This window comes from Mycobacterium kyorinense, assembly GCF_001672775.1.
Classification (GTDB): domain Bacteria; phylum Actinomycetota; class Actinomycetes; order Mycobacteriales; family Mycobacteriaceae; genus Mycobacterium; species Mycobacterium kyorinense_A.
This window is the reverse complement of the sequence record NZ_LZKJ01000197.1, coordinates 15859-35489: the sequence shown is the minus strand read 5'-3', so window position 1 is coordinate 35489 and position 19631 is coordinate 15859. Positions and strand designations below refer to the sequence as shown.

Below are 19631 nucleotides of genomic sequence, written 5' to 3'. Positions count from 1 at the left end.
CCGCCGGAGGTGATCCATGGGTAGCGCCGTCAAATACCAGCGCACGTTGTTCGAGCCCGAGCACGAATTGTTCCGCGAGTCCTTCCGGGCCTTCCTCGATCGCCACGTCGCGCCGTACCACGACGAATGGGAGAAGGCCAAGATCGTCGACCGCGGGGTCTGGCTGGAAGCCGGCAAGCAGGGCTTTTTGGGCATGGCGGTGCCGGAGGAGTACGGCGGCGGCGGCAACCCCGACTTCCGCTACAACACGATCATCGTCGAGGAAATCACCGCCGGCCGCTACAGCGGGATCGGATTCGGTCTGCACAACGATGTGGTGTTGCCGTATCTACTGCGGCTGGCCACCGAGGAGCAGAAGCAGCGCTGGCTGCCCAAGTTCTGCACCGGCGAATTGATCACGGCGATCGCCATGACCGAGCCGGGCACCGGCAGTGATCTGCAGGGCATCAAGACCCGCGCGGTCAAGCAGGACGACCACTACGTGCTGAACGGGTCGAAGACGTTCATCACCAACGGCATCAACTCCGATCTGGTGATCGTGGTGGCACAGACCGATCCCGACAAGGGCTCGCAAGGCTTTTCGCTGCTTGTCGTCGAACGCGGTATGGAGGGCTTCGAGCGCGGCCGGCACCTCGACAAGATCGGCTTGGACGCGCAGGACACCGCCGAGCTGTCGTTCACCGACGTCAAGGTTCCCGCGGAGAACCTGCTCGGCAAGGAGGGCATGGGCTTCATCTACCTGATGCAGAATCTGCCGCAGGAACGAATTTCGATCGCGATCACCGCGGCCGCCGCCATGGAAGCGGTGTTGGAGCAGACCGTGCAATACACCAAGGAGCGCAAGGCTTTTGGCCGCTCGATCGGAAACTTCCAGAACAGTCGGTTCCTGCTCGCAGAACTGGCGACAGAAGCCACCGCCGTTCGCATCATGGTCGACGAGTTCATCCGGTTGCACCTCGAGGAGAAGCTGACGGTCGAGCAGGCTGCGATGGCCAAGTGGTACTCCACTGAAAAGCAGGTGAATTTGATCGACCGCTGCCTGCAACTGCACGGCGGTTACGGGTACATGCGCGAATATCCTGTGGCGCGTGCCTATCTGGACTCCAGGGTGCAGACCATCTACGGCGGCACCACCGAGATCATGAAGGAGATCATCGGCCGCAGCCTCGGCGTCTAGCCGTTGGTGTGTGCGTCATGGGCGTGATGGGCGCGCTGCAGTAAATCCATCAGTTCGCCCTCGTTACGGATCTTGGCCCGATATTTCATCGGCAGCGCCCGGATCTGATTTTCTTCGCTGACGAGCCGCTCGAAGACCTTCCTCCGCTCGGCGGGGTCGAGGGCGTAGTGGCGGTCGAGGTATTCGGTGGCATGCCGGCGGGCGCCGGCGACGGCGTTTTGGGCCCGCCCTCGCGCCGACAGTAGCGAGGCCGCGGTGGTGACGACCAGGATGACGATGATCACCGTCAACGACGCTGTCGTGCTCACCTCGGTGACGCGGATTGGCTTGCCGCCGTGGATAAACGGAACGCTGTTCTCGTGCAGCGCCTGCAGCATCAGCTTCACACCGATGAAGCCCAAAATGGCGGCCAGGCCATAGGACAGGTAGATCAACCGGTCCAGCAGCCCGTCGATGAGGAAGTACAGCTGGCGCAGCCCCAGCAGGGACAGCGCGGTCGCGGTGAATATCAGATACACGTTCTCGGTGAGGCCGAACAGCGCCGGGATGGAGTCGAACGCGAACAACAGGTCCGCGCCGCCGAGGGCGACCATCACGACCAGGAGGGGTGTCATGACCCGCTTGCCGTTTTCGATCATGAACAACCGGTCACCGTCGTAGCTGTCGGAAGTGCGCAAGAACCGCTTGGCGACCCGGCTGACCATCGTGTCGGCGGTACGGCCCTCCGATTCCGAGGGCTTGACCAAACTGACTGCCGTGATCAGCAGGACGACGCCGAACACATAGAACGCCCAATCGAAGATCGTGATGAGCGCTGCGCCCAGAAAGATGAATCCGGTACGGGCGACCAATGCGATCACGATGCCGAACAGCACCGCCTTTTGCTGGGCCACCCGCGGCACGGCAAAGCTTCCGATGATCACCAGAAACACGAATAGGTTGTCCACCGAGAGCGCTTCGTTGCTCAAGTAGCAGGCGAAATACTCCACGCCCGGCGCGATGCCGCCGACGATGAATACACCGGCACCGAACACAATCGCGATACCGGTGTAGATCGCCGACCAGATGGCGGCCTCACGCAGCGTCGGTACATGTGTGCTGCGGACATGGAAGTAGTAGTCGAACCAGGTCAAGCCGGCGAGTACGACGACTGTCAGCGCCCAAATCAGCCCGGAAACACCCATGTCCGATGCATTTCCTCCCCGGCCGTTGCTCGGCCGCCCGTTCCGGCACGGTAACGCACCGACGGTCGGTGTGCACTCGTCCATCCACGACACGCACGGGTTCCGGGGGGATTTAGACATCGGTCGGATATTTGGTTCCGTAATGTCTGCAAGATGACTTCGCAATTCTCGTTCGCTGGCGTCGAATGGCGGCGCCGCCGGGGAGGTGTGGTGAAAGGGCAACATCGGCTTGTGGGTGCGGTGGTTTCCCGCGCGGCCCTTGCTTTGGTGGCGTTGGCAGCCGCCGCCGCGCTGTTGTCCCCGACCGCTGCGGCTTCACCGGAGAGCGATGCCGACGATGCGATTACCGCGGCGTGGGAGGATGCCGGCGGCGAGAATTCGGATCTGGGTGCCAAGCAGGGCGACGTGTATGCCGTGGGCGCGGGATTCGCCCAGGACTTCGCCAACGGCAAGATGTTCTACACCCCGGACACCGGTGCCAGGTCCATGTACGGCGCGGTGCTGGAGAAATACGAGTCCCTCGGCGGGCCCGCGAACAGCGACCTGGGCTTTCCCACGATCGATGAGGTGCCGGGGCTGGCCGGGCCCGATAGCCGGAACAGCACATTCTCGGCCGGCGACAAACCGGTGATCTTCTGGACGCCCGATCACGGCGCACACGTGGTGCGCGGCGCCATCAACGCCGCCTGGGACAAGCTCGGAAGCTCCGGCGGCGTGCTGGGCGTGCCGGTCGGCGACGAGACCTACGACGGCCAGGTCGCCACCCAGCTCTTCAGCGGCGGCCAAGTGTCGTGGAACCGGCAGACCAAGGTGTTCACCACCACTCCGCCGGAGCTGGCTCAGCAGCTGACCGGCCTGCAGGTGCCGATCGATCCGACAGCGGCCATCAACATGGCCTGGCGTGCCGCTGGCGGGGCGTCCGGTCCGTTGGGCGCCAAACAGGGCGGACAGTACGCCGTCGGCGACGACGGCCAGGGCCAGGACTTCGCCGGCGGCAAGGTCTTTTTCAGCCCGGCCACCGGAGCGAATGCCGTCGAGAGCGAGGTGTTGGCCAAATACGAGTCGCTAGGCGGGCCGGTCGGCAGCGACCTGGGCTTTCCCACCGCCAATGAGGCCGACGGGGGAATCAAGCCGGCCAGCCGCATCAGCACGTTCTCCGGCGTGGGCGACCCGGTGATTTTCTGGACTCCCGATCACGGCGCGTTCGTCGTGCGTGGCGCGATGAAGGCCGCATGGGACAAATTGGGTGGCCCGACCGGCCAGCTCGGTGCCCCTGTGGGCGACGAGACGGTGGACCGCGACATCGTCGCGCAGAAGTTCACCGGCGGCAAGATCGCCTGGGACCGGGCGAAAAACACGTTCAGCACCGAACCGTCCCAGTTGGCGTCCGCGTTGTCGGGACTGCAAATACCGGGCCAGAACCAGCCGGCCGGATCGGCGCAGCCTGCCGACACCGGCGCGAAGCGGGCCTGGCACTCCTGGTGGCTGTTGGTCATCATCCCCGTCCTGCTGTTGATCGGGCTGGTCGCCGTGGCCGCGCCGTGGTGGAGTCGGCGCCGGATGGCCCGCCGCGAAGCCCCGGTTTACGAGCCCGATCACGACATGGACGCCGGCTATGACGGCGAGCCGAAATCCCGGGTGCGCTGGGCAGCCGACGGCGACAGCGATTCGGGCTCGTCAGCGTTCACTGGCGGCTATGCCGAGGCGGCACCGGCAGCGGCCCCCGCCAGTTCGTCGGATACCGGCTGGATGCCGCCGGGCGGCGCAGGATTCGACGAGCCGCTGCCGCGCGAGGAAACATCTAGTGGCGCAGCACCTTCCGAGTTCGAGACCGCTGCCGAGGCTGAGGACCCTGACGCGGTGGACACCGCGCCGACGCGAATTCCCACCGAAAGTGAAATCAGTGGCGGGCGGCACGCGGCGACGGACAGTGCCGCCGAGGCCGAGGCTGAACCTGAGCCCATGGCGCCGGTTGCTGCCGACCAGCCCGCAATTCACCTCCCGTTGCAGGACGCCCACGAAGCGCCCGACGGTTATCCCGTCAAGGGCAATGTCAGTTTCGGCCTGTACTACACACCCGATAGCGCACTGTATGACGACGCGTTCGCCGAAATCTGGTTCACCACCGAGGAAGTCGCCCAAGCCAACGGCTTCACCAAGGCGATGTGAGCGCGTCTCAGATTTTGCGAATGACTGTGACGACCTTGCCCAGTACGGCGGCGTCGTTTCCCGGGATGGGGTCGAACGCCGGGTTGTGCGGCATCAGCCAGACCTGACCGCCGGTGCGTTTGAACGTCTTGACGGTGGCCTCGCCGTCGATCATCGCGGCGACGATGTCGCCGTTGTCGGCCACGTTCTGCTGACGCACCACCACCCAGTCGCCGTCGCAGATCGCGGCGTCGACCATTGAGTCGCCGACCACCTTGAGCAGGAAAAGCGCGCCCTCGCCGACCAATTCACGCGGCAGCGGGAAGACGTCCTCGACGGCTTCCTCGGCAAGGATCGGGCCGCCGGCAGCGATGCGCCCCAGCACGGGAACGAAGGTCGGTTCCGGCAGAGCATCCGAGCCCGACACATCGGTGAGCACGGTGGGTCCGCTCGCGTCGTCGGCGCCACGGACGTCCACGGCGCGCGGCCGGTTGGGGTCGCGGCGCAAGTAGCCTTTGCGCTCCAGGGTGCGCAGTTGGTGAGCCACCGACGACGTCGACGTCAGACCGACGGCATCACCGATTTCCCGGATGCTGGGGGGATATCCGCGGCTGGTGACCGATGCGCGGATGACGTCCAAGATCGTGCGCTGCCGCTCTGTCAGGCTGCCCCGGCTCTCGCTGCTGTCGCTCATAGGTCCGAATGTAGCCGCGATCCAACCGAAACTCAAACATGTGTTCGAGGCGTGTCGTCGAAGCGCCCCGGCCTTGTCGGACCCCCGCTTTATCGTGCTGCTGGGTATGCAACGAATCGATCACATGTTCGGAATTCGAACGTGTTATCGATTATAGTTCGAACAAGCGATCGATCACCTGCGACGGAAGGGGTTCCCATGACAGTCATCGAGACGACCCGGCCCGGTACGCCGCGTCGCAGTCGACCGGTGCGGGTCCGCCCGGTCGGGCAGCAGGGCCGGCCGCGGCCGTCGAGGCCGCCCGTCGCGCCGCCGCGCTACCGGGGCACCGGCGTGCTGATGTCGACGGCGCCGCACCGGCCACGCCCCATAACGCCGGCGACGACGGTGGCGCTGGCCCTGCTGGCCGGGGTGATCACCGTGTGGCTGGGCTTGGTGGCACAGTTCGGCGAGGCCGTGCAGAACACCTCCGCGGACATGCCCGACCAGCTGGCGGTGGTGCGCGTCGAACCGGGGGAGACGTTGCAGCACTTGGCCGGCCGGGTCGCGCCGGACGCCCCGAGCGGTCAGGTCGCCGCCCAAATCCGGGAACTCAACGGGCTGGACACTGCGACGCTGGCCGCCGGTCAGACATTGATCGCGCCGGTCGGCTGACCGTCGGCCGTGGACGGCGAAAACCACGGCGGGCCAACGGTCGCCGCTGCGCGCGGCTGGCGGTGGGTGCCGATCGGGCCGGCGCTGGGCCTGCGGGGAGGCGCGCAGGTACGCTCAGAAGGTTCTGAGATACCCGGCTATCAGCGCGGCGAAGGAGCGGCCATGCACTGTCCGTTCTGTCGTCACCCCGATTCAAGGGTGGTCGACTCCCGGGAAACCGATGAAGGCCAGGCGATTCGGCGTCGCAGATCATGCCCCGAGTGCGGTCGGCGGTTCACCACCGTCGAGACCGCGGTACTGGCCGTGGTCAAGCGCAGCGGTGTCACCGAGCCGTTCAGCCGCGAGAAAGTCATCAGCGGCGTACGGCGGGCATGTCAGGGCCGTCAGGTCGACGACGACGCGTTGAATCTGCTGGCCCAGCAAGTGGAAGACACCGTCCGGGCCAACGGATCTCCGGAAGTCGCGAGCCACGAGGTCGGGTTGGCGATCCTCGGGCCGCTGCGCGACCTCGACGAGGTGGCCTACCTGCGATTCGCCTCGGTGTACCGGTCGTTTTCCTCGGCCGATGATTTCGAGCGCGAGATCGAGGCGCTGCGCGCGCACCGCGAGATATCAACTCCCCGTTGAGCCGCCGGGAGTGGCCCCCGTCGACCGACGTAGGCTGGCCGCATGCCGGCTGACCTGCACCCTGATGTCGAAGCACTCGCACCGCTGCTGGGCACCTGGGCCGGCCGCGGATCGGGCAAGTACCCGACGATCGAGCCGTTCGACTACCTCGAGGAAGTCGTGTTCACCCATGTCGGCAAGCCGTTCTTGGCGTACGGGCAAAAGACGAAAGCGGCCACCGACGGCAAGCCGCTGCACGCCGAGACGGGCTATTTGCGGGTGCCGCAACCGGGCCGGCTCGAACTCGTCCTCGCCCATCCCAGCGGGATCACCGAAATCGAGGTCGGTACCTACACGGTCGACGGCGACGTCATCGAAATCGACTTGACCGCCTCGACGATCGGCCTGACACCCAGCGCCAAAGAGGTGACTGCGCTTGGCCGCCGCTTCCGCATCGACGGCAACGAACTGACGTATTCGCTGCAGATGGGAGCGGTCGGCCAGCCGCTGCAAAATCACCTTGCCGCCGTCCTGCACCGGCAAGGTTAGACAAAGCGGGTGACGCCCTCGTTGACGACGTGGCCGGCCACCCGAACCCAGCCTTCCGGGTTCCAGCTGGTCTGGATCACCGAGCCCTTGCCTTGGGTGATAGTCAGGTCGCGGCTGAGGTAGTCGGTGATGCGGACCGCAGCCGAGCCCGTCGCCTCGTCTTCGGGCACGCCCAGGCCCGGCGCGAACATCCTGGAACGCAGCGACCCCGTCGACTCGTCGGTCCAGGCCCACAGGTAATGCTGGATGTCGTCGGGAAAGTCGGCGGGGTTGGCGCCAGCGAGCTCATCGACCGAGTCGAGATCGTGGATCGCCAACTCCGGAGCCCACTCCGAGCGGGCGCTGATCGCGGTGACGTCGTTGTCATAACTCACCTGCACGATCCCGGCCGGCAACTGCAGGGTGCGCAGCGGTATGCCCTGTTCGCGTAGCCACCACGACAGTCCGACGGCCGGGTGGCCGGCGAAGGCCAGTTCGGTCATCGGCGTGTAGATGCGGGCGTGCGCTGTGGTCGAGCCGGCCTGGGGCATGTCGACGAATATCGTTTCGCTGTAGCCCAATTGGCTTGTCAGCCGCTGCCGTTCGGCGACCGGGACGCTAGCCGAATCGACAATGCCGAGTGGGTTCCCGAAATTGCCCGTCGAGTCTGTGAAGACCCGCAACACCGTCACGTCGATGCTCATGGGGTGACTGTACGACGTCGTCGTCGCAAGGCGTCAGGTGGCGCTGCGTTCGTCGGAACCCATGGCGCTCAAGACGGCAACGCGGGTGTCGTGCGGCCCCGACACGGTCGGTTCGCCGCTGCCGGTACGCAGCAGCTCACGCAGTGCGTCGGGGTCGTATTCGGCGGGCTCGGTGGTGTCGATGAAATGCTCGACGACGCTGATGAAGCGGTCGGGGTCGTCGTGGAACGGAAAGTGCCCGGAGTGCTCGAAGATCTCGAGTCTGGAACCGGGCATCGCCGCATGCGCCATCCGGGCATGGCTGACCGGTACCACGACATCTTCGGTGCCCCAAATGATCTGCACCGGAATCGATTCCATCAAGTAGCAGCGGTCCAGCATGGTGACCATCTGACCACGCCAGTCCACCACGGCCCGCAAGGTTCGGGTAAATGCCGAGGAGGCCGTCGGCTCCGGCAAATCGGCCAGGATCCGCAACACATTCGGCAGGTCGTGGCCCAGTCTCGTCGACCCGAACACCATGCCCGCCGCGCGTCCGGCGAACTGCACAGCCGGAAGCACCAACGGCAACCGCAGCAAGGCCAGCGCTTCGCCGCCCAACGGCAGCGAGGCCAACCGGAACACGAGGTTGACGTCCTTGGTGACACCGCCGGCGCCGACGAGGATCAGCCGCTCGACGAGTTGCGGAAACTGGTAGGCGAACTGCATCGCCACCCCGCCGCCAAGCGAATGACCGACCACGGTAACCCGGTCGATGTCGAGTACCGAAAGCAGATCGCGCAGACCATTGGCGTAGGCCGCCGCCGAGTAGTCGGCGCGCGGCTTGTCGGACTGACCATGGCCCAGCAGGTCTACTGCGACGACGGTGAACCGCTGCGCTAGGTGGGCGTGCACGGTCTCCCAGGTCGTGGAGTTGTCGCCGATGCCGTGAATCAGCAGAATCGCCGGGCCCGAACCCGCGATCCGGTAGGCGCGTCGATAGCCGTGGATGGTGCGAAACTGCAACGAAGGCGCCGCCTCGCGCACCGGGCGCAGCGTTGGCCGTCGACCGATGACATCGCCAACCTCGTTGTCGGCGGTCACAAGCGCTCCTCTCCCCCCGCGAGTGGGCGGGTGTCCGCTACCTCGCTTGCTCTGCGTCCGTGCCGGAGCGTTCGGGCTCAGGTCCTGTCGTCGTCGTCGAACTTCTTCTCGGCCTGCTGGGCCAGGAATCGTTCGAACTCCGCGCCGAGTTCGTCACCGCTGGGCAGATCTTCATCACGCGTCAGCAGTGACCGGTTCTCTTGGGCGGCGACGAACGTATCGTACTGGCGCTCAAGTGCCGCTACGACCTGGGCCACGTCGCTGCTGGCTTCGACTTGTTCGTCGATCTTGGCCGCGATGTCGGCCGCCGCTTCGGCCAGCGCGGTCAGCGGCAGTTGCAGCGACCCGGTCTTGGCCACCTGCTCCAGCAGCGCCTGGGCGGCGGCCGGGTAGTCGGTCTGCGCCAGATAGTGCGGGACGTGCACGGTGAAGCCGACGACCTCGTGGCCGTGCTGAGCCATCCGGTATTCCAGCAGGTTCGAGGCACTGCCCGGTACCTGTACCTCGGAGATCCACGGCGTGAAATCGGCGATCAACTCGCGATTGTTCGAATGCGCGGTCATCGTCACGGGCCGGGTGTGCGGCACCGCCATCGGGATGGTGCCCAGCCCGATGGTCTGCCGGACTCCGAGGCGCTCGGCCAACAGTCGCACGGCACTGATGAATCGCTCCCACTTGAGATCCGGTTCCATCCCGGCCAGCAGCAGAAATGGTGTGCCGACGCTGTCGTGCAGCGCGTAGAGGGTCAACTCCGGATCGTCGTAATGGGTGAAGTGATCGGTCTTGAACGTCATCAGCGGCCGGCGTGACCGGTAATCCAGCAGCTCATCGATGGCAAACGACGCCACCAATTCGGTGTCGAGGGCGTTCTTCAGGTGCGTTGCGGCCAGCCGGATGGCGTGACCGGCGTCGGAAAACCCTTCCAGGGCGTGGACCAGCACCGGACCGCGGCCGTCTGCGGACGACAACTGCGGGGCCGGGAACTCGAGCTCGTACATTCCGTTCTGCTCGGGCTGATAGTGCTGCCCGTGGTCCGCAGGCTGGTTGTCGGTCATCGATGTTGCCTCCTCGCCACGGCGCCGAATAGCGCACCGTGTCAAATAGTGTCTCTCAGGCGGACCGGCCAGGTCTCACAGACCCCACTCCTCGGTTAGCCCGCCTGTATGTTCGAAACGCGGCGGCACAAGCCCGCATTCCACGGGTACCCATTCGGAATAGCTGTTTCGCGGCCGGGTGAACGGGGGCATCATCGTCAACGATGATGCGCACTGTTGTGGCGGTGGCAGCTCTGGCGATCCTGGTCGTGACGGGCTGCGGTCGGCAGCCAGATCCGTCGCCTCCTGCCAGCACAACCCAACAGCACCTCGCTGATCCCGCATCGTGGGTGGTGGCCGCACCGGTGGACCCGGATCCTCGGGTGGGCGCGCTGTTCTTCGGTGCCGGCGATCTGCACACCTGTACCGGCGCGGTCCTGCATTCAGCCGGAGGCGACCTGGTGCTGACGGCCGCACATTGTCTGTCCGACGGTACGCAGGTGACCTTCGTACCGGGGTTTTCCGGAGCCGCGGCGCCCCCGGACACGTGGACGCTGGACACCGTCTATCTCGATCCGCGGTGGACGACGGACAAGGACCCGCACGCGGATTATGCGATCGCGCGAGTCAGTCGTGGCGACGGCGCATCGATCGAGGCGCAGGCCGGTTCGGCGCTGACGCTGGGCACCGCGCCGGAGCCAGGCACGGCGATCACGGTTGTCGCCTATCCGGCCGGGGTGGGCGGCACGCCGATCGGCTGCCGCGCCAAGAGCCAGACCGCGCACGGCGGCTATCCGGCTGTGCCGTGCGCGGGGCTGGTCGACGGTACCAGCGGCGCGCCCTGGATCACCGGATCGACGGTGAGGGGAGTGGTCGGCGGCCTTGACGGCGGCGGCTGTGAGGAAAACGTGTCGTATTCCGCACCGTTTGACGAGCACACCGCCGCATTGTTGGCGCGGGCCGAGGCCGGCGGCCCGGGCGACGCCGCCCCGCCGGCGCTGACCACCGAGTGTTAGCGGGCTGGGCGCTGAGGCTCAGCTGCGGAACTGGTTGAGCGCACGCACCTTGTTGCGCACATCCAGGGCGGCGACCTTGTATGCCTCGGAGAACGTCGGATAATTGAACACCGCGTCGACCAGATAGTCGACGGTGCCTCCACAGCCCATCACCGCCTGCCCGATGTGGACCATCTCGGTGGCGTTGCTGCCGAAGATGTGCACGCCCAGCAGCGTCAGGTCGGCGGTCGAGACGAGCAGCTTGAGCATGCCGTAGGAATCGCCGGCGATTTGTCCGCGAGCCAGCTCCCGATAGCGGGCTACCCCCACCTCGTAGGGGATCGCGTCCTTGGTCAGCTCCACCTCGGTGGCGCCGACGTAGGAGACCTCCGGAATCGAATAGATGCCGATGGGCTGCAGCTCGGTCATGCCGTCGGTTGGCTCGCCGAAGGCGTGGTAGGCCGCCAGCCGCCCCTGATCCATCGACGTCGCCGCCAGCGCCGGGAAGCCGATCACGTCTCCGACGGCATAGATGTGATCGACCTTGGTGCAGAACTGGTCGTCGACGAAAATCCTTCCGCGGTGGTCGGTTTCGAGGCCGGCGTTCGCCAAGTCGAGGTCCTCGGTCTGACCCTGCCGCCCGGCGGAGTACATCACCGTCTCGGCGGGGATCTGCTTGCCGCTGGCCAAGGTGGTGATGGTGCCGGCAGCTCCGACGTCCACCGCGGTGACCTCCTCGCCGAACCGGAACGTCACGGCAAGGTCGCGCAGATGGAATTTCAGCGCCTCGACGATTTCGGGATCGCAGAAGTCGAGCATGGAATCGCGCTTTTCCACGACCGTCACCTTGGTGCCTAGCGCGGCGAACATCGATGCGTACTCGATGCCGATCACCCCGGCGCCGACGACCACCATCGACGCGGGCAGCGACTTGAGATCGAGGATGCCGTCGGAGTCGAGCACCCGCTCCTCGTCGAACTCGACCCCGCTCGGGCGCGCCGGCGTGGTGCCGGTAGCGATGACGACGAAATCGCCGGAGAGCGTGATTCGTTCGCCCCGGGACGCGTCCTCCACCATGACGGTGTGCGGGTCGAGGAAACGGCCGTGCCCGACAATCAGGTCGATCCGGTTGCGAATCAACTGCGAGCGCACCACATCGATCTGCTTACCGATCACGTGCTGGGTCCGCGCCAACAAGTCGGCGGGGGTGATTTTGTCCTTGACCCGGTAGCTCGCGCCGTACAGCTCGCGCTGGTTCATGCCGGTGAGATAGACCACCGCTTCCCGCAAGGTTTTCGACGGAATCGTCCCGGTGTTGACGCAGACACCACCCAGCATCCGGCCGCGCTCGACAATGGCCACCGACTTGCCCAGTTTGGCCGCCGCGATCGCCGCCTTCTGCCCACCCGGTCCTGAACCGATGACGACGATGTCGTACTCCCGCATCGAATTCACCATGCCATAGAGGTCTACGCCGGTTTCCCGGCCGCCGCACGGCGAACCGGCCAACAGTCGTGACTTCATCCACAGCACACCGGTCCGGCCGCGGTTGCCCGCCAACCGTTGACGGCCGGCATTGACAGCGTCGACTCATGACCAAGCATCGAAACGACTTTGAATTGAACCGGCCGGGCGCGTTGATCGCCGCACTGCCCGCGGTTTTGGGATTTGTGCCGGAGAAATCACTGGTGTTGGTGTCCGTCGACGGCGGCGAGCTGGGTTCGGTGATGCGCGTCGACCTATCCGCTCCGCTGGCGCAGCGTTTGGGGCACCTCGCCGAGGTTGCTGCGGCAGCTGACCCGGAGGCCGCGATCGCGGTGATCGTCGACTCTGAGGGAGCATCGTGTCCGGTGTGCAACGAGGAATACCGCGAGTTGTGCACGACGCTCACGCAGGAGTTGTCCAGCCACGGCATCCTGTTGTGGGCCGCCCACGTCGTCGATCAGGTGGCGCCCGGCGGCCGCTGGCATTGTGTCGACGGGTGTGGCTCCGCCGGCACGGTTGACGACCCGTCGTCGTCGCCGCTGGCCGTGGCCGCCGTCCTGGACGGCCGACGCCTGTATGCGCGACGGGCCGACCTGCAGGCCGTCATCGCCGCCGACGACCGGGCCGGTAGCGCCGAGCTTGCCGCTGCGTTGGACCGATACGCCCGCTCCCGCGAGGCGGCACATCGCGCGGACCCCGACGGGTGCAGCCGTCGCGATGTTGAAGATGCGATGGCCGCCGCCGCGCGGGTGGCCGACGGGCAACCGCTTTCGGAGGTGGAGCTGGCCAAGCTCGGCTGCGCCCTGGAGGATGTGCGCGTTCGCGACACGCTGTATGCCCTGGCAGTGGGGGACCACGCCGGTGAGGCCGAGTCGCTGTGGGCGCTGCTCTCGCGTGAGCTACCTGAGCGCTGGCGGGTCGAAGCGCTGGTGCTGCTCGCGTTCAGCGCGTATGCGCGCGGCGACGGGCCGCTAGCCGGGGTGTCGCTGGAGGCTGCGCTGCGGTGTCACCCGACACACCGGATGGCGGGCATGCTGGACACCGCGTTGCAGTCGGGACTGCGACCCGAACGCATTCGGGACCTCGCGCTGACCGGATACCGGCTGGCCATGCGCCTCGGTGTGCGGCTGCCGCCGCGTCGATCGTTCGGCCAGCGTGCGGTCTAGGCCCTGAGTGGCGGGTCAGACCTTTTCGACCTTGACGGCGTGGGCCATCTCGTGGGGCAGGCTGACGTTTTCGTGGCCCGGGATCACGATGGTCACGCCGCCGGCCGGGTTGGTCTCGACGGTCACCCGTGCATTGGGGACGACGCCGGCGTCTTTGAGGCGGGTGATCAGGTCGATGTCGCCTTGGACATGCTCGGTGAGTTGCCGGACGACTACAGCGACTGGCGACCCGCCCGGCAGCTCGGTCAGCCGCACCAGGTTGGCCTCTTCGGCGCCGAACCCGGGTCCCACGCCAAGGTCCAACAGCCCGGGAATGGGGTTGCCGAACGGCGATGTCGTCGGGTTGTTGAGCACCTGCACAAGCCGGCGCTCAACGTCTTCGCTCATGACGTGCTCCCACCGGCAAGCCTCGGCGTGCACGTCCTCCCACGGCAATCCGATCACGTCGACCAGCAGGCGTTCGGCCAGCCGGTGCTTGCGCATCACGGCGATCGCCAGCGCCCGGCCCTTGTCGGTCAGCTCCAGGTGCCGATCACCGGCGACATGCAGCAGTCCGTCGCGTTCCATCCGCGACACCGTCTGGCTGACGGTAGGTCCACTCTGGTCGAGCCGCTCGGCGATCCGGGCACGCAGCGGGGTTACGCCCTCTTCTTCGAGGTCGTAAATGGTCCGCAAATACATCTCAGTGGTATCAACCAGGTCGTTCATTCCGCACCCTTCGTTGCACCTGAGTCTACTGGCCCAGCTGCGTGAATGGTCTGCTAACACACACCCACGGTCCGGGGGCATTAGTGGTAACCGCGCCCACGGCAGCAGTATGCCCGCCGCAACGCGGCGGGCATACCCCGTGGCAAGTCTTAGCTGGCGTACGACCGCAACCGGTCGGCGCGCTCGCCGTTGCGGAGCTTGGCCATCACCTCGCGTTCGATCTGGCGCACCCGCTCGCGCGACAACCCGAACAGCTTGCCGATCTGGTCGAGCGTGCGGGGCTGGCCGTCGTCGAGGCCGAAGCGCAACCGGATCACCTGGTGCTCACGTTCGTCGAGCGTGGCCAGCACGCTGCGAATGTCGGTGTGCAGCAACTCGGCGATGACGGCATTCTCCGCGGACATCGCTTCGGCGTCTTCGATGAAGTCGCCCAGCGGGGCCTCCTCCTCGGAGCCGACCGGCATGTCAAGGCTGACCGGATCGCGGCTGTGCTCGAGCAAGTCGTTGATCTTGTCGACCGGGATTCCCGACTCCGCGGCCAGTTCCTCGTCGGTGGCTTCCCGACCGAGGTTCTGGTGCATTTCCCGCTTGATCCGGGCCAGTTTGTTCACCTGCTCCACCAGATGAACCGGCAGGCGGATCGTGCGACTCTGGTCGGCCATACCGCGGGTGATCGCTTGGCGGATCCACCAGGTGGCATACGTCGAGAACTTGAATCCCTTTGAGTAGTCGAACTTCTCCATCGCACGGATCAGCCCCAGGTTGCCCTCCTGGATAAGGTCCAGCAGCGGCATGCCGCGACCGGTGTAGCGCTTGGCCAACGAAACCACCAGGCGCAGGTTGGCTTCCAGCAGATGCCGGCGGGCGGCTTCGCCGTCGCGCACCACGGTGGCCAGATCACGCTTGCGCTTTTCGCCGAGGCGCTTGCGGGTGTCCAGCAGATGCTGAGCGTAGAGCCCGGCCTCGATGCGCTTGGCGAGTTCGACTTCGTCGGCGGCGTTGAGCAACGCTGTCTTGCCGATGCCGTTCAGATACACGCGCACCAAGTCCGCGGCGGGACTCTGAGCGTCCAGATCGCTGTCAACCCGGGTGGTGGCATTTGCCATTGCGGCCTCCTGATCGGCTTGAACTGTCATGTGGTCCAACGACTAACCCGTGACAAGAGTTCCCACCGGGCGGCGATCTCACACCCGTTGACGTGCGCTAATGTGCCGACGCCCTGAGAATGTGCTGAGAAGTGCCGCCGGGTGGCGGCTATTCGGAACTGTCGGCGGCCGGACCCCGTGATTCGGGTTGGGGCGCTGGACGAATGTCTCGTTCGAGCGCGGGACGCTCGGCGGTCGGGAACAGCGGGGTATGCCGGTGCGAAGGATCGAAACGGCGGGGTTCGTCAGCGCGGCGCGGCGGCCGGTCATTGGCGATCAGCACCGCCATCCACGGCAACGGAATTGACGCGACGAGAATCAGCAGCGAAATCAACCCGTTGTGCCACGCACCGTAAGCGAGGGCAGCCAGCACCAGGGCAGGGATCCGGAATGCCATCAACGTCAGGTACTTGCGTACCCGCTGACGATGCTGCACCTCATAGGAGGGTGCGGCTGCAGTGATGAGCACCGGCCGACCGTCGTCGTCGAAACCCAGCTCGGAGCCGTGCTTCATCTATCCACTGTCCCACATTCGGCTCAGTCGGGCACAGGCGCATGCTGCCGCGAGGCGGGCTCAGGGTCGGCTCACCGACCGGTTTCCGGCACAATGAAACGCATGCAGACCCAGACGATCGAACGCACCGAGACCGACGAACGCGTCGACGACGGGACCGACAGCGACACCCCGAAATATTTTCATTACGTCAAAAAAGACAAGATCGCCGAGAGCGCGGTGATGGGTACTCATGTCGTCGCGCTGTGCGGGGAAGTGTTCCCGGTGACTCGATCGGCCAAGCCGGGGTCGCCGGTGTGTCCGGACTGCAAGCGGATCTACGAACAGCTCAAGAAGAGCTGACCCGTTCGCCGCTGACACAGCCCGAATCCTCATCGTCGGCGCCCTCGGCATCGTCGCCGACGCCGTTCTGCGCCCGGGCTTTCAGCCAGCGCCGCAACCGATGAGCATGGGTCACCGGTGCCGGCCACTCCTCCTGGATGGCGGCATTGAGTTCGGCGCCCAGCATGATCGCGAAGCCGCCGAAGAAGGCGAATAACAAAAACGCGATCGGTGTAGCCAGCGCGCCGTACGTGTAGCCGGTGGCGGTGATCCAGCTCAGATAGATCCGCAAGCCCAGGGTGGCGATCAAAAAGACCACGGTCGCCAGCACTGCGCCCAGCACCAGTCGATGGGTCGGCAGCGCCTCGGGCAGCGCCACCCGATACAGGATCATCACCGCGACCATCAACCCGGTGATCAGCGCCGGGTAATAGCCGATGTCCAGCCAGCTGTCGGGGATGAACTGCGCCACCTTCCACTCGCCGCGCACCAAAAGTGGGGCAGTTGCGATGACGAACAGCAGCATCGCGACATATAGCAACAGGGCGAACAGTCGCTGCCGCACCGGGTGACGCAGCGGGGTCTGGTCATGGGCTTCGACCACCGCATCGACGAACGCCGAGATCGCCGACGATCCGGCCCACAACGAGATCACGAAGCCCAACGACACCACCTCACCGCGCGCGCCCTTGTCGATGTCGCTGATCGTCGGCTTGATGATCTCGTTGACGACGTTCTCGGAGAAGAAGCTGTGCGCCAGCGTCACTAGGCGGTGCTCGATGACCGGCAAGGTGTCGGGACCGAACAGCGGCGCCACATAGGCCAGGCTGCCCAACATGCCCAGCAGCAACGGCGGCAACGACAGCGCTGACCAGAACGCCGCCTGCGCCGACTCGGAAAAGATGGAATCGTCCCAGCTTTTCGACAGCGTCCGACGTGTCACACGCCAGATGTGATGTCTCGACGGCTTTGCGCGTTGATCACTCATGACCAACCCAGCATTCCTGACGAGCTGTCATGCCGTCCGGATTGCCGAGGGGTGAGTTGTGCCTCAAGACTCCAGAGGGGCGCTAACGTGCAGCACCGCGGCCAACTCGACCAACTTCGCTTCGTGCTCATTCGCGTGATGCTGGCAGAACAGTAGTTCGGCGCCAGAGGGCAGCGTGGCGCGCACCCGGGCGGCCGCACCGCACCGGTCGCAGCGATCAGCCCTAGTCAACTCCGGACTGGTCAGTGTCGCGTTCATGGCTACTCCGTTTCTGGCCTATCTCCACTGTCTCAGATGTCGGGGCGTTTGGCCTTCTTCCCCGAGTGGTTACCCGCTGTGTCGTTTCTCACGCCCTGCCGGTTACACCGAGTTGCACCTCGGGCAGGGTGGTCGTGTGAACCCCGATCCCGCGGTGCTGGTCCACCTCTGTTCAGCCGACCAGTGGTCTGCTGCCCAGACTCGCGGTGGCCTGCACCGGCCCGACGGCTCCGGTTTCATCCATCTGTCGACACCTGGCCAGGTACATCTACCGGCCAACCGTCTCTTCAGTGGACGCGTCGACCTGGTACTGCTGCACATCGATCCGGCCCGGTTGGATGCACCGGTGCTTTGGGAACCGGGAGTAGCAACGGACCCCGAGTCGATGCTGTTCCCGCATCTGTACGGATCACTTCCGGTCGGTGCTGTGTTCAATGTCACCGACTATCGTCCTGGCCCCGACGGCACCTTCCCGGCGGCTCCGGAGTCCGCGTAAGCGCTTTGGCGTCCGCCGCTTGGCTTGCGGCCCGGATCGTCGGGCGTGCTCAGTCGAGGTAGTCGCGCAGAACTTGAGACCGGCTGGGGTGGCGCAACTTCGACATCGTCTTGGATTCGATCTGGCGGATGCGCTCCCGGGTGACCCCGTAGACCTGTCCGATTTCGTCGAGGGTCCGCGGCTGGCCGTCGGTGAGCCCGAAGCGCAGCCGCACCACGCCGGCCTCGCGCTCCGACAACGTCTCCAATACCGACTGCAGCTGATCCTGCAGCAAAGTGAACGACACCGCGTCGACGGCGACGACCGCTTCGCTGTCCTCGATGAAGTCGCCGAGTTGACTGTCGCCCTCGTCGCCGATCGTCTGGTCCAGTGAGATCGGCTCGCGAGCGTACTGCTGGATCTCCAGCACCTTCTCCGGCGTGATGTCCATTTCCTTGGCGAGCTCCTCCGGGCTGGGCTCACGGCCCAGGTCCTGCAGCAGCTCACGCTGGATGCGGCCCAGCTTGTTGATCACCTCGACCATGTGGACCGGGATGCGGATGGTGCGCGCCTGGTCGGCCATCGCGCGGGTGATCGCCTGCCGGATCCACCACGTCGCGTAAGTGGAGAACTTGTAACCCTTGGTGTAGTCGAACTTTTCGACCGCGCGGATCAGACCCAGGTTGCCTTCCTGGATCAAGTCGAGAAAAGCCATGCCCCGACCGGTGTAACGCTTGGCCAGCGACACCACCAGACGCAGATTAGCTTCCAGCAGATGGTTTTTCGCTCGGTCGCCGTCCCGGCAGATCCATGCCATGTCACGTCGCTGGGCCGCAGGCAGTTTCTCGCCGCGTTCGGCCAACTCGCTCATCAGCTGAGTCGCGTAGAGCCCGGCCTCAATTCGCTTGGCAAGCTCCACCTCTTCTTCGGCGTTGAGCAGCGCTACTTTGCCGATCTGTTTGAGGTATGCGCGTACCGAGTCCGCCGACGCGGTGAGCTCGGCATCCTTGCGCGCCTGACGCAACGCCTCGGACTCGTCCTCATCCCAGACGAAATCGCCTGAGGCCTTGTCCTTTTCGCTGGGCTCAGCAATTTCCTCGTCGTCGTCGGTGGAGCTGTCAGCGGGTGCCTTCTTGGCCGAGGCGGCCGGCGCGTCGTCGGTTTCGGCTTGCTCGAGTTCGGCGTCGTCGTCGTCACTGTCTTCTTCGTCGCCGTCGGACGACACGTCCTCCTCGAGGTCGTCGAGGTTCAGGTCGGCGGCGTCGATCTCGAGATCCTCACCCGGCTCCCCGTCGAGTTCGGGCTCGGTGTCGAGGTCTTCATCGACCGCGTCGTCGGTAACGACGTCGCGATCCTTTGGGGCGTCCTTGGGTGACGTCGTCTTCTTCGCGCGGCCACCCGCCGGCGAGGCCTTGGCAGCGGCGCTTTTGGCCGCAGTGCGGCTCTTCTTGGCCGTGTCAGCCCCGTTGGCCGCGCCCGCTTTGGCGGCTTTGGCCGGCGCCTTGCTGGCGCGAGTTGTTGTCTTGGTGGCCCGTTTGGCGGGGGCGGCGCCGTTTGCGGATTTGGCCGCGGGTCGCTTCGTCCCGGCTTTGGCGGGGGACTTGGTAGCGGAGCGCTTAACCGGCTCGTCGGTGGCCGGGCTTGCCTTGGTCGCTGCCACGTAAACCCCTTCGGTAGGACTCAGTCCGTCAAGCCGAGCCTTCGGTGCTCCTGGGCGTGCGTTACCGAAAGTGTCGGCTATGTCGGATGTCGGTCTTGATATCA

Annotated in this window: 21 protein-coding genes; 9 read left to right on the top strand and 12 right to left on the bottom strand. The window is 65.6% G+C overall.

What is annotated here, in order from left to right:
• Nucleotides 1–16: 16 nt before the first annotated feature.
• Nucleotides 17–1177, top strand: a complete 1161-nt coding sequence (locus A5707_RS20885; RefSeq protein WP_065016331.1) for an acyl-CoA dehydrogenase family protein — start codon at nt 17–19, stop codon at nt 1175–1177.
• Here A5707_RS20885 and A5707_RS20880 read toward each other — a convergent pair.
• The gene (locus A5707_RS20880) at nt 1174–2361 is read right to left on the bottom strand and encodes a TerC/Alx family metal homeostasis membrane protein (RefSeq protein WP_065016330.1); all 1188 of its coding nucleotides are present in this window, start codon (nt 2359–2361) and stop codon (nt 1174–1176) included. The two genes, A5707_RS20885 and A5707_RS20880, sit on opposite strands and share 4 nt — an antisense overlap.
• A 210-nt stretch (nt 2362–2571) precedes the next feature.
• Between A5707_RS20880 and A5707_RS20875 the strand changes: the two genes are divergently transcribed.
• Nucleotides 2572–4530 carry an LGFP repeat-containing protein gene (locus A5707_RS20875; protein WP_065016410.1) on the top strand — a complete coding sequence of 653 codons (1959 nt, stop codon included), beginning with the start codon at nt 2572–2574 and terminating at the stop codon, nt 4528–4530.
• A 7-nt stretch (nt 4531–4537) separates the two neighbouring features.
• On the opposite strand, the gene lexA is transcribed toward A5707_RS20875, so the two are convergent.
• On the bottom strand, nt 4538–5203 hold the full coding sequence (gene lexA / locus A5707_RS20870) for a transcriptional repressor LexA (RefSeq protein ID WP_065016329.1): 666 nt from the start codon (nt 5201–5203) through the stop codon (nt 4538–4540).
• Between the two features lie 198 nt (nt 5204–5401).
• On the opposite strand from lexA, the gene A5707_RS20865 reads away from it, so the two are divergent.
• The 3 genes from A5707_RS20865 to A5707_RS20855 all read left to right on the top strand — a co-directional run bounded on the left by A5707_RS20865 (nt 5402) and on the right by A5707_RS20855 (nt 7012).
• Nucleotides 5402–5857, top strand: a complete 456-nt coding sequence (locus A5707_RS20865) for a LysM peptidoglycan-binding domain-containing protein (RefSeq protein WP_065016328.1) — start codon at nt 5402–5404, stop codon at nt 5855–5857.
• A gap of 162 nt (nt 5858–6019) precedes the next feature.
• Nucleotides 6020–6484 carry a transcriptional regulator NrdR gene (gene nrdR / locus A5707_RS20860; protein WP_065016409.1) on the top strand — a complete coding sequence of 155 codons (465 nt, stop codon included), beginning with the start codon at nt 6020–6022 and terminating at the stop codon, nt 6482–6484.
• Between the two features lie 42 nt (nt 6485–6526).
• Nucleotides 6527–7012: a peroxynitrite isomerase gene (locus A5707_RS20855; protein WP_065016327.1), complete on the top strand. Its 486-nt coding sequence runs from the start codon at nt 6527–6529 to the stop codon at nt 7010–7012.
• Here A5707_RS20855 and A5707_RS20850 read toward each other — a convergent pair.
• From A5707_RS20850 to A5707_RS20840, 3 genes are all read right to left on the bottom strand, one after another.
• On the bottom strand, nt 7009–7695 hold the full coding sequence (locus A5707_RS20850; RefSeq protein ID WP_065016326.1) for a PhzF family phenazine biosynthesis protein: 687 nt from the start codon (nt 7693–7695) through the stop codon (nt 7009–7011). The genes A5707_RS20855 and A5707_RS20850 overlap by 4 nt on opposite strands.
• Before the next feature lie 33 nt (nt 7696–7728).
• Nucleotides 7729–8748, bottom strand: a complete 1020-nt coding sequence (locus A5707_RS20845) for an alpha/beta fold hydrolase (RefSeq protein WP_065016408.1) — start codon at nt 8746–8748, stop codon at nt 7729–7731.
• A 107-nt stretch (nt 8749–8855) separates the two neighbouring features.
• The gene (locus A5707_RS20840; protein ID WP_065016325.1) at nt 8856–9833 is read right to left on the bottom strand and encodes a proteasome assembly chaperone family protein; all 978 of its coding nucleotides are present in this window, start codon (nt 9831–9833) and stop codon (nt 8856–8858) included.
• Between the two features lie 206 nt (nt 9834–10039).
• Between A5707_RS20840 and A5707_RS20835 the strand changes: the two genes are divergently transcribed.
• Nucleotides 10040–10828 (top strand): trypsin-like serine peptidase, encoded by a 789-nt coding sequence (locus A5707_RS20835; RefSeq protein WP_065016407.1) that lies wholly within the window; start codon nt 10040–10042, stop codon nt 10826–10828.
• 18 nt (nt 10829–10846) lie between these two features.
• On the opposite strand, the gene sthA is transcribed toward A5707_RS20835, so the two are convergent.
• Complete coding sequence (sthA, locus tag A5707_RS20830) at nt 10847–12253, bottom strand: Si-specific NAD(P)(+) transhydrogenase (RefSeq protein WP_156658245.1); 1407 nt, start codon at nt 12251–12253, stop codon at nt 10847–10849.
• Nucleotides 12254–12399: 146 nt separating this feature from the next.
• Here sthA and A5707_RS20825 point away from each other — a divergent pair, with 146 nt between their 5' ends.
• On the top strand, nt 12400–13458 hold the full coding sequence (locus A5707_RS20825) for a DUF4192 domain-containing protein (protein ID WP_065016324.1): 1059 nt from the start codon (nt 12400–12402) through the stop codon (nt 13456–13458).
• Nucleotides 13459–13473: 15 nt separating this feature from the next.
• Here the strand turns inward: A5707_RS20825 and A5707_RS20820 are convergent, their stop codons facing one another.
• From A5707_RS20820 to A5707_RS20810, 3 genes are all read right to left on the bottom strand, one after another.
• Nucleotides 13474–14166, bottom strand: a complete 693-nt coding sequence (locus tag A5707_RS20820) for a metal-dependent transcriptional regulator (RefSeq protein ID WP_065016323.1) — start codon at nt 14164–14166, stop codon at nt 13474–13476.
• A 149-nt stretch (nt 14167–14315) separates the two neighbouring features.
• The gene (gene sigB, locus A5707_RS20815; RefSeq protein ID WP_065016322.1) at nt 14316–15302 is read right to left on the bottom strand and encodes a sigma-70 family RNA polymerase sigma factor SigB; all 987 of its coding nucleotides are present in this window, start codon (nt 15300–15302) and stop codon (nt 14316–14318) included.
• Between the two features lie 118 nt (nt 15303–15420).
• On the bottom strand, nt 15421–15825 hold the full coding sequence (locus A5707_RS20810) for a DUF3099 domain-containing protein (protein ID WP_065016321.1): 405 nt from the start codon (nt 15823–15825) through the stop codon (nt 15421–15423).
• Nucleotides 15826–15927: 102 nt separating this feature from the next.
• Between A5707_RS20810 and A5707_RS20805 the strand changes: the two genes are divergently transcribed.
• Entirely contained in the window at nt 15928–16167 is a 240-nt protein-coding gene (locus A5707_RS20805; RefSeq protein ID WP_065016405.1) for a DUF3039 domain-containing protein, read from the top strand.
• On the opposite strand, the gene A5707_RS20800 is transcribed toward A5707_RS20805, so the two are convergent.
• Both A5707_RS20800 and A5707_RS20795 read right to left on the bottom strand, forming a co-directional pair.
• Entirely contained in the window at nt 16154–17134 is a 981-nt protein-coding gene (locus A5707_RS20800) for a YihY/virulence factor BrkB family protein (protein WP_065016320.1), read from the bottom strand. The two genes, A5707_RS20805 and A5707_RS20800, sit on opposite strands and share 14 nt — an antisense overlap.
• A gap of 63 nt (nt 17135–17197) precedes the next feature.
• Nucleotides 17198–17392: a DUF7455 domain-containing protein gene (locus A5707_RS20795; protein WP_065016319.1), complete on the bottom strand. Its 195-nt coding sequence runs from the start codon at nt 17390–17392 to the stop codon at nt 17198–17200.
• Between the two features lie 136 nt (nt 17393–17528).
• On the opposite strand from A5707_RS20795, the gene A5707_RS20790 reads away from it, so the two are divergent.
• Entirely contained in the window at nt 17529–17888 is a 360-nt protein-coding gene (locus A5707_RS20790; RefSeq protein WP_197495395.1) for a DUF952 domain-containing protein, read from the top strand.
• Between the two features lie 49 nt (nt 17889–17937).
• On the opposite strand, the gene A5707_RS20785 is transcribed toward A5707_RS20790, so the two are convergent.
• Nucleotides 17938–19527, bottom strand: coding sequence for an RNA polymerase sigma factor (locus A5707_RS20785; RefSeq protein ID WP_065016318.1), 1590 nt, complete (start codon nt 19525–19527; stop codon nt 17938–17940).
• Between the last annotated feature and the right edge of the window lie 104 nt (nt 19528–19631).

What these genes read in the sequence shown, in the direction of transcription:
- A5707_RS20885 (WP_065016331.1), top strand. Translation starts at nt 17, where the DNA reads ATGGGTAGCGCCGTCAAATACCAGCGCACGTTGTTCGAGCCCGAGCAC.
- A5707_RS20880 (WP_065016330.1), bottom strand. Translation starts at nt 2,361, where the DNA reads ATGGGTGTTTCCGGGCTGATTTGGGCGCTGACAGTCGTCGTACTCGCC.
- lexA (WP_065016329.1), bottom strand. Translation starts at nt 5,203, where the DNA reads ATGAGCGACAGCAGCGAGAGCCGGGGCAGCCTGACAGAGCGGCAGCGC.
- A5707_RS20865 (WP_065016328.1), top strand. Translation starts at nt 5,402, where the DNA reads ATGACAGTCATCGAGACGACCCGGCCCGGTACGCCGCGTCGCAGTCGA.
- nrdR (WP_065016409.1), top strand. Translation starts at nt 6,020, where the DNA reads ATGCACTGTCCGTTCTGTCGTCACCCCGATTCAAGGGTGGTCGACTCC.
- A5707_RS20855 (WP_065016327.1), top strand. Translation starts at nt 6,527, where the DNA reads ATGCCGGCTGACCTGCACCCTGATGTCGAAGCACTCGCACCGCTGCTG.
- A5707_RS20850 (WP_065016326.1), bottom strand. Translation starts at nt 7,695, where the DNA reads ATGAGCATCGACGTGACGGTGTTGCGGGTCTTCACAGACTCGACGGGC.
- A5707_RS20840 (WP_065016325.1), bottom strand. Translation starts at nt 9,833, where the DNA reads ATGACCGACAACCAGCCTGCGGACCACGGGCAGCACTATCAGCCCGAG.
- A5707_RS20835 (WP_065016407.1), top strand. Translation starts at nt 10,040, where the DNA reads ATGCGCACTGTTGTGGCGGTGGCAGCTCTGGCGATCCTGGTCGTGACG.
- sthA (WP_156658245.1), bottom strand. Translation starts at nt 12,253, where the DNA reads ATGCGGGAGTACGACATCGTCGTCATCGGTTCAGGACCGGGTGGGCAG.
- A5707_RS20825 (WP_065016324.1), top strand. Translation starts at nt 12,400, where the DNA reads ATGACCAAGCATCGAAACGACTTTGAATTGAACCGGCCGGGCGCGTTG.
- A5707_RS20820 (WP_065016323.1), bottom strand. Translation starts at nt 14,166, where the DNA reads ATGAACGACCTGGTTGATACCACTGAGATGTATTTGCGGACCATTTAC.
- sigB (WP_065016322.1), bottom strand. Translation starts at nt 15,302, where the DNA reads ATGACAGTTCAAGCCGATCAGGAGGCCGCAATGGCAAATGCCACCACC.
- A5707_RS20810 (WP_065016321.1), bottom strand. Translation starts at nt 15,825, where the DNA reads ATGAAGCACGGCTCCGAGCTGGGTTTCGACGACGACGGTCGGCCGGTG.
- A5707_RS20805 (WP_065016405.1), top strand. Translation starts at nt 15,928, where the DNA reads ATGCAGACCCAGACGATCGAACGCACCGAGACCGACGAACGCGTCGAC.
- A5707_RS20800 (WP_065016320.1), bottom strand. Translation starts at nt 17,134, where the DNA reads ATGAGTGATCAACGCGCAAAGCCGTCGAGACATCACATCTGGCGTGTG.
- A5707_RS20795 (WP_065016319.1), bottom strand. Translation starts at nt 17,392, where the DNA reads ATGAACGCGACACTGACCAGTCCGGAGTTGACTAGGGCTGATCGCTGC.